At 67.8% G+C, this 13,713-nt stretch carries 12 protein-coding genes and 1 tRNA gene; all 13 read right to left on the bottom strand.

What is annotated here, in order from left to right; all coding sequences use genetic code 11:
• Positions 1-41: 41 nt before the first annotated feature.
• On the bottom strand, positions 42-1,337 hold the full coding sequence (locus tag M5D76_RS05755) for a dihydroorotase (protein ID WP_248922437.1): 1,296 nt from the start codon (positions 1,335-1,337) through the stop codon (positions 42-44).
• A complete protein-coding gene (locus tag M5D76_RS05750; RefSeq protein ID WP_248922436.1) occupies positions 1,321-2,259 on the bottom strand; it encodes an aspartate carbamoyltransferase catalytic subunit in 939 nt (312 codons plus the stop codon). Before M5D76_RS05750 ends, M5D76_RS05755 begins: the two co-directional genes overlap by 17 nt.
• A complete protein-coding gene (gene pyrR / locus M5D76_RS05745) occupies positions 2,260-2,832 on the bottom strand; it encodes a bifunctional pyr operon transcriptional regulator/uracil phosphoribosyltransferase PyrR (protein ID WP_283102113.1) in 573 nt (190 codons plus the stop codon).
• Positions 2,833-3,124: 292 nt separating this feature from the next.
• Positions 3,125-4,261 carry a glycosyltransferase gene (locus M5D76_RS05740; protein ID WP_248922435.1) on the bottom strand — a complete coding sequence of 379 codons (1,137 nt, stop codon included), beginning with the start codon at positions 4,259-4,261 and terminating at the stop codon, positions 3,125-3,127.
• The gene (locus M5D76_RS05735; RefSeq protein WP_248922434.1) at positions 4,262-5,350 is read right to left on the bottom strand and encodes an ABC transporter ATP-binding protein; all 1,089 of its coding nucleotides are present in this window, start codon (positions 5,348-5,350) and stop codon (positions 4,262-4,264) included.
• Between the two features lie 8 nt (positions 5,351-5,358).
• Positions 5,359-6,180, bottom strand: coding sequence for an ABC transporter permease (locus tag M5D76_RS05730; RefSeq protein WP_248922433.1), 822 nt, complete (start codon positions 6,178-6,180; stop codon positions 5,359-5,361).
• A 231-nt stretch (positions 6,181-6,411) separates the two neighbouring features.
• Positions 6,412-6,486, bottom strand: a tRNA-Asn gene (locus M5D76_RS05725).
• A 234-nt stretch (positions 6,487-6,720) separates the two neighbouring features.
• Complete coding sequence (gene rpoD, locus M5D76_RS05720) at positions 6,721-8,109, bottom strand: RNA polymerase sigma factor RpoD (RefSeq protein ID WP_248922432.1); 1,389 nt, start codon at positions 8,107-8,109, stop codon at positions 6,721-6,723.
• Positions 8,110-8,156: 47 nt separating this feature from the next.
• Positions 8,157-10,199, bottom strand: a complete 2,043-nt coding sequence (gene dnaG, locus M5D76_RS05715; protein WP_248922431.1) for a DNA primase — start codon at positions 10,197-10,199, stop codon at positions 8,157-8,159.
• Positions 10,196-11,257, bottom strand: a complete 1,062-nt coding sequence (gene ribF / locus M5D76_RS05710; protein ID WP_248922430.1) for a riboflavin biosynthesis protein RibF — start codon at positions 11,255-11,257, stop codon at positions 10,196-10,198. Before ribF ends, dnaG begins: the two co-directional genes overlap by 4 nt.
• The gene (truB, locus tag M5D76_RS05705) at positions 11,254-12,180 is read right to left on the bottom strand and encodes a tRNA pseudouridine(55) synthase TruB (RefSeq protein ID WP_248922429.1); all 927 of its coding nucleotides are present in this window, start codon (positions 12,178-12,180) and stop codon (positions 11,254-11,256) included. The genes ribF and truB overlap by 4 nt, the downstream gene beginning before the upstream one ends.
• Complete coding sequence (locus tag M5D76_RS05700) at positions 12,177-13,214, bottom strand: DHH family phosphoesterase (RefSeq protein ID WP_248922428.1); 1,038 nt, start codon at positions 13,212-13,214, stop codon at positions 12,177-12,179. Before M5D76_RS05700 ends, truB begins: the two co-directional genes overlap by 4 nt.
• Positions 13,215-13,218: 4 nt before the next feature.
• Positions 13,219-13,713, bottom strand: coding sequence for a 30S ribosome-binding factor RbfA (gene rbfA, locus M5D76_RS05695; RefSeq protein ID WP_248922427.1), 495 nt, complete (start codon positions 13,711-13,713; stop codon positions 13,219-13,221).

The following is a 13,713-nucleotide window of genomic DNA, read 5'->3' as shown; positions in this document are numbered from 1 at the left end:
GCGGGGCGCCCCCACCGGCGCGCCCCCCCCCGACGATGTGACTAGGCCTGGACGACGCCGTCGGCCAGGGTGCGGCGGCCGTCGACGAAGACGTCGGTGGCGACGCCGGTGAGCGTCTCGCCGATGAAGGCGGAGTTCTTGGACTTGCTCTCGATGTAGTCGGGCGTGACCTCGATGGTCTTGCCCGGGTCGATGAGCGTGAGGTCGGCCTTGGAGCCCGCCTCGATCGTGACCGGCTTGAGCCTCAGCACGCGGCGCGGGTTGACGGCCATGACCTCGACCAGGCGCGACCAGCTCATCTCGCCCGTGGACACGAGCTTGGTGAGCATGAGGGGCAGCGACGTCTCAAGGCCGATCGTGCCGAAGAAGGCGATCTCCCACTCGCAGTCCTTCTCGTGCTGGGCGTGCGGGGCGTGGTCGGTCACGAGGCAGTCGATGGAGCCGTCGAGGATGCCCTTGCGCAGGGCCGCCATGTCGTCGGGGGTCCTCAGCGGCGGGTTCATCTTGAGGTTGGTGTTGTAGGCGTCGGTGATGTCGTCCTCGTTGAGGAAGATGTGGTGCGGGGTGACCTCGCAGGTCACGGGCAGGCCGTCGGCCTTGGCGGCCTTGACGAGCTCGAGGCCCTTCCTCGTGGAGATGTGGGCGATGTGCAGCGGGCATCCGGTCAGGCGGACGAGCTCGATGTCACGGTAGATCTCGAGCTCCTCGCCGAGCGCCGGCCAGCCGAACATGCCGAGGCGCGTGGAGGCCTTGCCCTCGTTGATGACGCCGTGGGTGGTGAGCGACTCGTCCTCGCAGTGCGCGATCGCGACGCGGTCGAACTGGGAGACGTAGTCCATGCAGGTGCGCATCATGCCGGCGCTCTGCACGCCGTGGCCGTCGTCGGAGAAGGCGGCGGCGCCCTCCATCACCATGTCGCCGATCTCGGCGAGCGCCTCGCCCTTCTGGCCGCGGGTGAGCGCGCCGATGGGACGGACGTGGCAGAGGTTGGCCGCGTGGGCGCGGTCGACCTGGTAGCGAACGCCGGTGCCGGTGTCGGTCACCGGATCGGTGTTGGGCATGGTCGCGACGTCGGAGAAGCCGCCGTGGGTGGCCGCACGCGCGCCGCTCTCGATGGTCTCCTTGTACTCGAAGCCGGGGTCGCGGAAGTGGACGTGCATGTCGACGAGGCCGGGGACGAGGTACTTGCCCGAGCCGTCGATCACCTCGTCGCCGTCGCTCTTCTCGATGTCGTCGGCCACCTTCGCGATGGTCTTGCCGTCGATGAGGACGTCGACGACCTTGTCGAGGTTGAGCTGCGGGTCGACCGCGTGGACGCCCTTAAGCAGAAATGCCATTTTGATCTCCTCCCAGAAGCAGGTACATCTCGGCCATGCGCGTCAGGACGCCAGCATTGACCTGGTCAAGAATTCGAGAGCGCGCGCAGTCGGCGACGTCGGCGTTGATCTCCATGCCGCGGTTCATGGGGCCCGGGTGGCAGATGATCGCGTTGTCCTTCATGCGGTCGACGCGCCTCATGTCGAGGCCGTAGAGGCGGTTGTACTCGCGGCGCGACGGGATAGCGGCGCCCTCCATGCGCTCGAGCTGGACGCGGAGCATGTAGACGACGTCGACCGAGTCGATGACCTCGTCGAGGCTGGAGGTCTGGGGGCAGCCGAACCAGTCGGGGTCGTCGACCTGGAAGGTCGGGGGCCCGACGAGCGTGACCTCGGCGCCCATGGTCTTGAGGGCGGGCGCGAGCGAGCCGCAGACGCGGGAGTGCGCGAGGTCGCCGACGATGGCGACCTTGAGGCCGTCGAGGTGGCCGAAGTGCTTGCGGATCGTGTAGAGGTCGAGCATGGCCTGCGTGGGGTGCTGGTGCTTGCCGTCGCCGGCGTTGATGACGATGGCGTCGGTGTTCTCGGTGATCTTCTGCGGGGTGCCGGCGAGGCGGGCGCGGCAGACGAACATGTCGACGTTCATGGCGTCGATCGTCTGGATCGTGTCGGCGAGGCTCTCGCCCTTGACGACCGAGGAGGTGGAGCCACCCATGGAGATGCTGTCCGCGGAGAGTCTCTTCTCGGCCAGCTCGAAGGAGCTCTTGGTGCGGGTGGAGGGCTCGAGGAAGAGGTTCACGATGGTGCGGCCGCGCAGGGCGGGCACCTTCTTGATGACGCGGGCGTTGTTGACGGACTCGAAGGCCGCGGCCGTGTCGAGGATCTGGGTGATGTCATCGGCCGTGAGGCTGTAGGTGTCGATGAGGTGTTTGACTGAGAGCATCTAGCGCTTCCCTCCTGCTTCGCTTTCGGACCGGACGTCCCAGATCTCGACCGCCTCGCGGCCGTCGAGGGGATCGACGCACACGCGCACGTCCTCGTCGTGGGAGGAGGGCACGTTCTTGCCGACGTAGTCGGCGCGGATGGGCAGCTCGCGGTGGCCGCGGTCGACCATGACCGCCAGCTGGACCGTCTTGGGGCGGCCGTAGTCCATGAGGGCGTTGAGCGCCGAGCGGACCGTGCGGCCGGTGTAGAGGACGTCGTCGACGAGCACGATGTTGATGTCGTCGATGGGGAAGTTGATGTCGGTCCCGCGCAGGACCGGGGCGACGTTGCGCATGTAGTCGTCGCGGTAGAAGCTGATGTCGAGCGAGCCGAGCTTGGGGCGCACGCCCTCGATCTTCTCGATCGCGTCAGCGAGGCGGATCGCGAGGGTCTCTCCCCTGCGGATGATGCCGACCAGCGCGATGTTGGCGGCCCCCTCGTTGTGCTCGATGATCTCGTGGGCGATGCGCGTCACCGCCCTCGAAAGTGCCTGGTCGTCCATGACGACCGCCTTAGGTGCCATCTCTGCCATGCCACTCCTTCCACAAAAAAAAGACGCCGTGCCAGCTGGGGCAAGACGTCTGCAGAAGGCTATGGGTGAACCAGGGATGGCTCAGTGAACCAACTAGGTTCGGGTCCTTGCCGGCGTCTCGCACCGTGCTTAAAGGTCGTAACAACTATAGCGCCTCCCGCCTTCGGCGCAAGGGCGATTTTTGGCGAATCCGGCGCAAGGTTGGGTGCGGGGCACATGGGAGCGCCCGACCGCAGGTTGGGCGGCCGGGCGCGGCGATGTGCATCGTGTGGGCGGGCGCGGGGCGCGGACGTTAGCTCTTCTCGTAGGTCTCGGACTTCTTGTCCTGCGAGCTGCGGCGCCTGAGGTAGAGGGCCGTCTGCATGCGCGCGAAGCCCATGCCGTTGGTGCGGATGGAGTAGGCGAACTCGGAGACGAGGCCACGGAGGTAGCCAAGCTTGGAGATCTTTGGCACCTCACGGCCGGAGAGCCTGAAGGCGAGCTGCCTGAGCTGCGGGGACACGTTCTCGAGCGAGAGGATGGTCTTCTCGTCGATGCGGGCGAACATCTCGCCCATGGCGCGCGTGAGGTCCTCGTCGTCGAGGGCGCCCTGGCCGACGGCCTCGCCCGCGTAGCGGAAGGCGATGGTAGCGAGCGCCTTGCGGACGCCCTGGTCGGTGATGCCCAGGCGGTCGACGACGTCGGCCATGTCGTTCCAGCGCTCGAAGGAGAGGGACAGGACGCGCGTGGCCGACGAGGAGCCGGGAAGGTCCTCGCGGTAGCAGTAGTAGGGCGTGTTCTTGAAGACGATGGACTTGGCCTGGCACATGGTCTCGAAGAGGAACGGGTTGTCGACCCAGCCGGCGCCGGGGACCTCCTTGAAGCGGATGTTCGCGTCCTCGATGAAGCCGCGGCGGTAGATGGCCGACCAGATGGACGGGTGGTGCTGCACGACGCGCGGGCAGTCGAAGACCGTGAAGGGCTGGTGCGCGGGCTTGATGCGGTCAAAGTAGGCGCAGTGGAGGCGGCGCTCGTCCGGCGTCTCGGGCATCCAGATGCGCCAGTAGGGGCTCTTGACGACGTCGGGCAGGCCGGAGCCGTCGCCGACGGCGTCGAAGCCGCACGCGAACTCGAAGAGGTCGTCGTACATGGGGCCGTCGAGGTAGTCGTCGGGCTCGACGATGGCGAGGTAGGTGCCGCGGGCCTCGGAGAAGCCGCGGTTGACGCTCGCGCCGTAGCCCTGGTTGGGCTTGTCGATCACGCGGATGCGCGGGTCGCGCGCGGCGTGGTCGAGCATGATGGTGAGCGACGAGTCGGTGGAGCCGTCGTTCACGCAGATGATCTCGAGCGAGACGCGGCTGTTGACCTCGATCGAGCTCAGGGCCTGGTCGAGGTACTTCTCGGCGTTGTAGATCGGCAGGACGACGCTGACGTCAACGGATTCGCTCATCTACTTCCCCAGGCTCTTGTACTCTTCGCAGATCTCGTCGGTCGGGCCGACCATGCGCATCTGGCCCTTCTCGATCCAGCAGACGCGGTTGCAGATCCTCTCGACCAGCTCGATGGAGTGGCTGACGAGGAGGACCGTGACGTTGCCGGACTGGACGAGCTCCTGGATGCGGCGCTCGCACTTCTGCTGGAAGAGGTAGTCGCCGACGGAGAGGGTCTCGTCGACGATGAGGATGTCGGGCTCGGTGATCGTGGCGATCGCGAAGGCGATGCGGGCGACCATGCCGGAGGAGTAGTTCTTGAGCGGCATGTCCATGAAGCTCTGGAGCTCGGCGAACTCGACGATGTCGTCGAAGTGCTCGTCGATGAACTCCTTGCGGTAGCCGAGGAGCGAGCCGTTGAGGTAGATGTTCTCCTTGGCGGTGAGCTCCATGTCGAAGCCGGCTCCGAGCTCGATGAGCGGGGCGATCGTGCCGGTGACGCGACAGGTTCCCTCGGAGGCCTCGAGGACGCCGGCGATGATCTTGAGCATGGTCGACTTGCCGGAGCCGTTGGTGCCGACGAGGCCGAACGCCTCTCCCCTCTTGACGGAGAAGCTCACGTGGTTGAGGGCGCGGAACTCCTTGAACTTGAGCTCGTGGCGGGCCAGCGCGATGAAGTACTCCTTGAGGGAGTTGAACTGCTCGGAGGCGATGTTGAAGATCATCGAGACGTCGTCGACGGAGATGACCTCGTCGGCGTCGTCGGCGATGGACTCGGGACGCGCGAGCGGGGCCTCGTCCACGGCGTTGACCTTGACCCAGGCGCTCGTGTTGCGCACGACGCCGTCGGAGCCGTGGGCCTCGACGGTGATGATGAAGGTGCCGGGGCAGGGCGGGATGAAGCCGAAGCGGGTCTGGTCCTTGGGGGTGCCGGTCTTGTCGCCCAGGCCGCCGCCCTCGATGGACCAGTAGTAGCTGTAGAGCACGTGGCGAGGGGCGTCGCCGGCGATCTCAACGTCGAGGAAGGTGTGCTCGCCGAAGGAGATCTCGCTCTGCGTCAGCGTGGCCACGGGCAGCCACGAGGGCATTGCTGCTTTGCTGTCAGTCAAGGTCGCTCCTAGATGTAGAGGATGAACTTGTGCTCGTTCTTGCGGAAGACGAGGTAGCCGATGCCGAGGGCGACCAGCGCGCAGGCGGCGCAGGCGGCGTGCATGGCAACGGAGGGAACCTGCTGGTAGAGCACGACGTCACGGATGTAGGTGACGTAGAGGTACATGGGGTTGAACTTCTCGAACGTCTGCATCCACGCGGGAAGGATCGAGTAGGGGTAGAAGAGCGGGGTCGCGTAGGTCCAGGCGATCAGCACGACGCCCCAGAGGTGCATGACGTCGCGGAAGAAGACCGAGAGCGCCGAGAGGAGCATCGAGAGGCCGACCGAGAAGACGAGCAGCATCAGGAGGCCGAAGGGAAGGAGCAGCGCCGTGAGGCCGAGGGGCACCTGCTCGACGAGCATGACGAGTGCGATGGCCACGAGCGAGAAGAGGTAGTTCACGCCCGCGAAGAGGGCCTTCTCGACCGGGAACACGACGCGGTTGATCTTGACCTTCTTGAGAAGCGAGCTGGCGCCGATGATCGAGCCCATGCCCTGGCTGGTCGCGTCGTTCATGAGCTGGAAGGCGGTGTTGCCCAGGATGAGGTAGACGGCGTAGTTGCCGATGCTGGGGTCGTTGTAGCGCATGAACGTCCCGAAGACGGCCGCCATGACGAGCATCATGAGGAGCGGGTTGAGAACGCTCCAGACGACGCCCAGGGCGCTGCGACGATACTTGAGCTTGAAGTCCTTCGTGACGAGCTGCTTCAGGATGAACCAGTCGCGCTTGGATGCGGGATACCAAGCGTCCTTCGCGGCAAGGTCAGTCGTGGTCGTTTGCGAGTCCAAAGTACCTCCAGGTGAGTCCTCTGACGGACGTCTCGTCCTGCTAAACGTGTAAATACTAGCACAGGGATTTTGCCTGCCCGAGATGCCATACAATGCCCAGACCCCCGCCGCGCGAGGCGACGCTCGACGCCGAGGGGCGCGAGTCGACGGACGGCAGCGATGCAAGCGCCAGCGGAGAGCGAACCAGGAGAACAAAAAAGAGGCCGGGATTACTCCCGGCCTCGAGCACTCTGGCTCCCCGAGCAGGATTCGAACCTGCGACACGCTGATTAACAGTCAGCTGCGCTACCACTGCGCCATCGGGGAATTCGTTCGCGTCGCTGCGACGCAAGAAATAAGTATACGGATTCGCATTCGCGTTGCAAGGACAAATTTGAGAAATTCTGACTTGCACACGATGTGCGCACCCACGAGGGAGTTCAAGCCCCTGACCTAGGCTTTTCTCGCCCGCGCCAAACCGGGGCCATCACGCAACGCACAAAGTTGCGGGGCACGCCGAAGCGCACCCCGCAACCGAGTCGATCCACTGTGGGTCCGAGACTAGTCGTCCATATAGTCCTTGAGCCTGCCGGAGCGCGAGGGGTGACGGAGCTTGTTGAGCGTCTTGCCCTCGATCTGGCGGATGCGCTCGCGCGTGACGCCGAACTCGCGGCCGACCTCCTCGAGCGTGCGGGGGTGTCCGTCCTCGAGGCCGAAGCGGAACTTGATGACCTTGCGCTCGCGGTCCGCGAGACTGTCGAGCACCTGCTCGATCTGCTCGCGCAGCATCGAGTCACTGGCCGCCTCGGGAGGCGCGACGGCGCTCGCGTCCTCGATGAAGTCGCCGAGCTGGGAGTCCTCCTCCTCGCCGATCGGCGTCTCGAGGGAGACGGGCTCCTGGCTGATCTTCTGGATCTCGCGGACGCGGTCGGCGGAGATGCCCATGGCCTCGCCGATCTCCTCCGGGGTGGGATCGTGGCCCTTGTCCTGCAGCAGCTGGCGCTGGACGCGCACGAGCTTGTTGATGGTCTCGACCATGTGGACGGGGATGCGGATCGTGCGGGCCTGGTCGGCGATGGCGCGCGTGATGGCCTGGCGGATCCACCACGTCGCGTACGTGGAGAACTTGAAGCCCTTCTTGTAGTCGAACTTCTCGACCGCGCGGATGAGGCCGAGGTTGCCCTCCTGGATCAGGTCGAGGAAGAGCATGCCGCGTCCGACGTAGCGCTTGGCGATGGAGACCGTGAGTCGCAGGTTCGCGCTGATGAGCGCCTGCTTGGCCTCGAGGCCGACCTGCTCGATGCGCATTAGGCGCCTCTGCTCGGCGCGCCTGAGCTCGAGCTCTCCCCTCTCGCAGGCCTCGAGCTTCTCGGTCGCGGCGCAGCCGGCCTCGATCTTCATGGCGAGGTCGACCTCCTCGGAGGCGGTCAGCAGGTCGACCTTGCCGATCTCCTTGAGGTACATGCGGACGGGGTCGCCCGTGAGCATGACGGTCGCGTTGTCGGTGCGACGGGCGCGAGCGCGAGAGGAGCGCTTGCGAGACTTGGACTTCGGTGCGGAGCGCAGGACCTCGTTGGCGACGCGGGCCTCCTTGCGGGCCTCGGACATCTCGTCGTCCTCGTCGTCGCCCAGGCCGTCGCCCTCCTCGTCATCGTTGTCGTCGATGTCGTCGTCGATGTCGGAGACGTCGGAGTCGCTGGCGGCACCGGGGACGGCGGGCGCGGCCGCGTCGGAGTCGGCCGTGATCTCGACGCCCTTGGAGCGGATGCACTCGTAGATGCCGGAGAGCTCCTCGTCGTCGACGTCGATCTCGGCGATGGCAATCTGGATCTCGTCCTCGCTGACGCTCCCGCCAGACTGGGCGCCCGAGACGAGCTTCTCTACGACGACCTGCAGCTCGTCGGAGAGCCCGAGGTTGTCGCTTTCAGTAGCAGCTTTCTTAGTGGCCACAAATATCCTTTCGACGCACGTGCGCTTGGAATCATATCAAATTCTGACTACACCGAACCAGACAGTCTCTTGCGAAGACCATATATTCTCTTCTGCAGCTCAGTGGCGGTCTGCATGAGGGCGCGCGAGTCCTCGTCGGGCACGGTGCTCGACGCGGCCGTGAGGTTGCCGCTGATGCGCCTGACCTCGCGCTCGCACGAGCAGAGCTCGATCAGGTCGAGCAGGAACTCGGCGCGCTGGGCATGCGTGAGCGTGGATTCGCTCTCGAGCCTGCCCTGCGCGAGGATGCTCGCGGCCTGGGGCTCGACGGCCTCCGCGGCTGCCACGACCTCCATGGGCGAGGTGCCCTGCGGCGTGGCGAGCATGGCCCACGCAACGTTCTCGTGGCTGCGGTCGACCCAGGAGAAGGAGGCGATGCGCTCCGAGTAGGGCCGCATCGTGTCGGGGTGCGACGCGATCATGGCGAGCAGCTCGCACTCGGCCGCGTTCTGCATGCGCATGTCCTTGGAGAACGCGCCGAGGTCGACGCCGGGCGCCGCCGAGAAGGACGTGGCGGCCGGAGCAGCGGCGGCCTGCCCCATGTCGGCGTAGGGATCGTCGGGGTCCCCCTCCGCGAAGTCGTAGCCCGCGAAGCGGTCGAGGTCGTCGTCGACCACGGCCGTGGCGGCGGGTGCGGCGGCCGAGGCCGAGCCGCCGCGCTGTGCCGGGCGCGCCTGGGCGCGCTGGCCGGAGGCGGCGCGCCCGCTCGTGCGGGAGCCGCCGCGGGCAGGTGCCACGTCGTCCGGGCGCGTGACCTTGGCCTCGCTCACGAGGCGCTTGATCTCGCCCGCGTCGACCGACAGCGAGTTGGAGAGCGACTGGGCGTACTGGTCGAGCAGGTAGGAGCCCTTGAGGGGCGCGAGCAGCTGCGCCATGTCGCGCATGCAGTCGACGCGCTGCCCCGGCACGGCCAGGTCATATCCGGCGAGTCTCTTCTCGAAGACGAAGCTCATGAGGGCCGTGGGGCGTTCGAGCAGCTCCTCCATCTCTTTGGGGTCATGCGAAGAGAGGAACTCCATGGGGTCCTGGTTGTCAGGCAGCACCACGCAGACAAAGTCGGCGCTCGTCGTGCCCATGAACTGCACCACGCGCTCGGCCGCGCGCTGGCCGGCGGCGTCGCCGTCGAACAGGCAGATGATCTGGCGCTTGGCGAAGCGGTCGAGCAGCTTGACGTGCTCTGCGGTGAGCGCGGTGCCCATGGTGGCAACCGTGTTGGTGAAGCCGGCCTGGTGCATCGCCATGACGTCGGTGTAGCCCTCGCAGATGATGGCCTTGCCGGTTGCGGCCATCGACTCCTTGGCGCGGTCGAAGGCGAACAGGTGGCGCTTCTTCGAGAAGACCGCGGTCTCGCTCGAGTTCACGTACTTGCCGCCCTGGGCGGGCTTGCCCTGCGTGAGGACGCGCCCGGAGAAGGCGATGGTGCGCCCCATCTCGTCGTGGATGGGGAACATGACGCGATCGAAGAAGCGGTCGCGCAGGTTGTTGCCGCGCCCGTCGAGCGCGAGGTTGGCGGCGACCATCTCCTGGTTGGTGAAGCCCTTGGAGCGCAGGTGCGCTACGAGCGCGCCGTGGCCGGGGGCGTAGCCCAGGCCCCAGCTCTTGCAGACGGCCGAGCCGAAGCCGCGGCCGCCCAGGTAGGAGCGGCCCTCGGCGGCGCCGTCGCTCTTGCCGCGCATGAGCTGCAGCGAGTAGAAGCTCTCGGCCTCGCCGAGGCACTCGATCAGGCGGTTGCGCTTGGGCCCGCGACGTGCGGCGCCGCGCTCCTCGGAGAGCTCGATGCCGGCCTTCTCGGCCAGATAGCGGATGGAGTCGGGAAAGTCGAGGCCCTCGCGCTTCATGATGTACGCGAAGACGTCGCCGCCCTCGCCGCAGCCGAAGCAGTGCCAGATCCCGTTCTGCGGCACGACGTGGAACGAGGGGCTCTTCTCCTTATGGAACGGGCAGCATCCCCAGAAGTCGCGACCCCTCTGCTTGAGCTCGACGGTCTCGCCGACGATCTGCAGGAGGTCAGACGCCTGGCGCACGCGCTCCTTGTCTTCATCGGAAATCAAGCGGACACCTCCACACCTTCTGTTCCCACATTGGTACGTACCCAGTCGATGTTGCCGCGAACCACGGAAACGAGCTCTTCGGTGGACGAGAAGGGCCGCGACTCGCGCAGCCAGCTCAGAAGGACCACCGAGCACGAGCGCCCGTAGAGGTCGCCCTCGAAGCCGATGAGGTGAGCCTCGAGGAAGAGTTCGTCGGGCGCGGCGAAGGTCGGCGGCGCGCCCACGTTGATCGCGGCCGGCCATGCGCGCCCGCCCAGGACCACGGCGCCCGCGAAGACGCCGCCCTCGGGCAGGCACGACAGCTCGCGCACGCGCACGTTGGCGGTCGCGAAGCCGAGCGACGCGCCCTCTCCCCTGCCGTGCACGACCTCCCCGCGCACGAAGTGGGGCCGCGCGAGCAGGCGCCTTGCGAGGTCGACCCTGCCCGCGCGGACCGCCGCGCGCACGCGACTCGCCGAGACGCGCTCGCCGGCGTCAAGCAGAAGCTCGTGCGCGACCACGTCGAAGCCCAGCTCGCGGCCGAGCTCCGCCAGGGTCGAGACGTCGCCCGCGCCGCGGGCGCCGAAGCGGAAGTTGTCCCCCACATGCACGGCGAGCGGGCTCACGAGCGAGCGCACGCAGTCGCGCGCGAAGGCGGCGGGGTCGAGCGCGGCCAGCGCGTCGTCGAAGCGCAGTGCCACGACCGCGTCGAAGCCGAGAAGAGCGAGGCCCCTCACCCGGTCCTCCACCTCCAGGAGGTGCGGCTCCGCGGCTGCACCCGGGAGGACGTCTGCCGGGTCGGGGTCAAAGGTGAGCGCGACGGAGAGGCAGCCGCGGCTCCGGGCGTCGGCGACGGTCGCCTCCGCCAGGGCGCGGTGCCCCGCGTGCACGCCGTCGAAGGCGCCGATCGAGACCACGGCCGGCACGTCCGCCCCGAGGGCCACATCCGCACGACGCGCGACGCGCCCCAAGGCGACGTCCTCGAGCACGAGGTCGGTGTCGTGACGGTCGCCCAGAAGCAGGCTCTCCCTCACGACGTCGGCCAGGCCGGCCCCCGCGCCAGGCGCGGCGCCGCTCACGCGCGCACCCCGCTCACGCCCGCGGGGAAGTTCGCAACGCAGCGCAGGCGCGACCCGTCGCGCTCCCAGACGCCCACGACGCTCGAGCCGAACACGAGCGTCACGCGGCCGCCGTCGGCGACCCGGACCGCCCCACACGAGATCGCGCGCCCGCAGAGGGCGTCGTCGCGCTCCTTCTCGGAGAGGCTACGCACCGGAAGCCCGAGCGCGCGCACCGGGTCGAGCGCAAGCTCGGCCACGCCGTCGGCGCCGCGCGCGTCGAGGTCGTCGAGCGACACGCAGGACGAGGCGTCGACCGAGCCCGAGCTCGTGCGCCGCAGCCCGCAGAGATGCGCGGCCGAGCCAAGGCTTCGGCCCAGGTCGCGCGCTATGCTCCTGATGTAGGTGCCCTTAGAGACGGTAAAGGCGCAGGTCCAGACCGCGCCCTCCTCGGCGACCGAGATGAGCATCGCCCCCTCGATCGTGATGTGGCGCGCGGGCAGCTCGACGTCCTCGCCCGCGCGGGCGCGCTTGTACGCACGCTCGCCGCCGATGGAGATCGCCGAGTACGCGGGCGGCACCTGGTCGTGCTCGCCCACGAGGCGCGCGACGGTCTCGCGCGCGAAGTCCACGTCGGCGCAGGCCGCGGGAAGGGCAGCCTCGCGCACCACGCGCCCCTCGGCGTCGTCGGTGTCGGTCTCCGCGCCGAAGCGGATCTCGGCGAGGTAGCTCTTGGAGTCCTGCGTGAGCATGCCCATGAGCCTCGTGCCCTGGCCCACGCCCACCACGAGCACGCCCGAGGCGGCGGGGTCGAGGGTGCCTGCATGGCCCACGCGACGCTCGCCGAGCGCGCGCCTCACGCGGCCGACCACGTCATGGCTGCTCATGCCCACGGGCTTGTCGACCGCAAGCAGGCAGTTTATGCCGCTCTGACCACGCCTCACCTGGCGTCCGACCCCTCGTCGGAAACGTCGGCGTCCGAGAAGAGCGCGACCACGAGCGGAAGCGCCTCGGAGAGCGCCTCGTCGATGTCGCCCTCGATCGTGAAGCCGGCCGCGGCCTTGTGGCCGCCGCCGCCGAGCGCGCGGGCGACGCCGGAGACGTCGTGGTCGGTCTTGGAGCGCAGGTTGCCCCTGACCTTGCCGCCGGGGATCTCCTTGAGGAAGAGCGACACCTCGGAGCCGGCGACGCTGCGCACGGCGTCCACGAGGCCGTCGCACTCGTCGAGGCTCGCGCCGGTGCGCTTGAGGTCGCCCGCCGTGGCGTAGCTGTACGAGACGCGCCCGCCGGCGAACGTGGTGATCCTGCCCATGACCAGCGACTCGAGGTGCAGGTAGGCCAGGCTGAAGTTCTGGTACACGTTGAGCGAGAGCTCCGAGGGCGAGGCGCCGGCGTTCACGAGCAGCGACGCCACGCGGAAGGCCTCGGGGTCCGCGTTCTGGTACTGGAAGCGACCCGTGTCGGTCGCAATGGCGCAGTAGAGGCAGCGCGCGATGTCGGAGGTGATCTCCACGCCCAGGAACAGGGCGAACTCGCACACGAGCACGCCCGCCGCGGCCGCGCTCGGGCGGATCATGCAGGCGTCCGCCACGGGCTCGTCGCAGGGGTGGTGGTCGATGATCGCGCGCATGCGGGCGCGGCGCATGACGGCCTCGCCGTGGTTGAGGCGAGCGGGCACCGAGACGTCGACGCTCACGAACAGGTCGGGCGAGCCCACGAACGAGCTCGCGGGCACGAGGTTCTCCGATCCCGGCAGGTACGAGTAGATGCGCGGCACCGGCTCGTCGTCGGCGAGCAGGTTCACGTAGTGCTTCTCCGGCCACTTGGCACGCAGCACCATCTCGAGGGCGAGCGTGGAGCCCAGCGCGTCGCCGTCGGGGCTGGTGTGGGCGCAGATCGCGACCGTGTCGCTCTTCTCGACCAGCTCGGCGATGCGGGCGAAGCGCTCGCCCTGCTCGGGGTCGTACATGATGCCCATGTGGCTACTCACCTGCCTCGACCTCGCCGTCTGCCGCGCCCTCGTCGAGCTCGGCGCCGTCGTCGGCCTCGTCGGCCTCGTCTGCGGAATCGGCCTCGTCGGCGTCACCGTCAGCGGCAGGCGCCACGGGGTAGCCAGCCTCGTCCTTCTCGACGGCGAGCGTCGCCGGCACGTTCTCGAGCGCGAGTGCGATGCGCTCCGCCTCGTCGGCGGTCGTGTCGATCTGGAAGACCAGCTCGGGAGTCACGCGCCAGTCGAGCGCGTGGCCGAGAAGACCGCGGATGCGTCCCTTGGCGCGCGCCAGGGCGGCACTCACCTCGTCGTAGCGGTCGCGGTCGCAGCTCACGTACGCCTTGAGCACGGACTTGTCGACCGAGACCTCGACGCTCGTGAGGGTCACGAGCGCCAGGTCCGGGTCCGAGACCTCGAACAGGAGGATGCTTGCCAGCTTCTCGCGCGCAAGCTTGTTGATGCGGCGGGAATTGCGGTTCTGCTTCAT

Source organism: Olsenella intestinalis, assembly GCF_023276655.1.
Classification (GTDB): Bacteria; Actinomycetota; Coriobacteriia; order Coriobacteriales; family Atopobiaceae; genus Olsenella_J; species Olsenella_J intestinalis.
Note: the sequence above shows the minus strand (reverse complement) of the source record. Positions and strands in the feature narration are given on the sequence as shown.

What these genes read in the sequence shown, in the direction of transcription:
- M5D76_RS05755 (WP_248922437.1), bottom strand. Translation starts at nt 1,337, where the DNA reads ATGGCATTTCTGCTTAAGGGCGTCCACGCGGTCGACCCGCAGCTCAAC.
- M5D76_RS05740 (WP_248922435.1), bottom strand. Translation starts at nt 4,261, where the DNA reads ATGAGCGAATCCGTTGACGTCAGCGTCGTCCTGCCGATCTACAACGCC.
- pyrR (WP_283102113.1), bottom strand. Translation starts at nt 2,832, where the DNA reads ATGGCAGAGATGGCACCTAAGGCGGTCGTCATGGACGACCAGGCACTT.
- M5D76_RS05750 (WP_248922436.1), bottom strand. Translation starts at nt 2,259, where the DNA reads ATGCTCTCAGTCAAACACCTCATCGACACCTACAGCCTCACGGCCGAT.
- rbfA (WP_248922427.1), bottom strand. Translation starts at nt 13,713, where the DNA reads ATGAAGCAGAACCGCAATTCCCGCCGCATCAACAAGCTTGCGCGCGAG.
- M5D76_RS05700 (WP_248922428.1), bottom strand. Translation starts at nt 13,214, where the DNA reads ATGGGCATCATGTACGACCCCGAGCAGGGCGAGCGCTTCGCCCGCATC.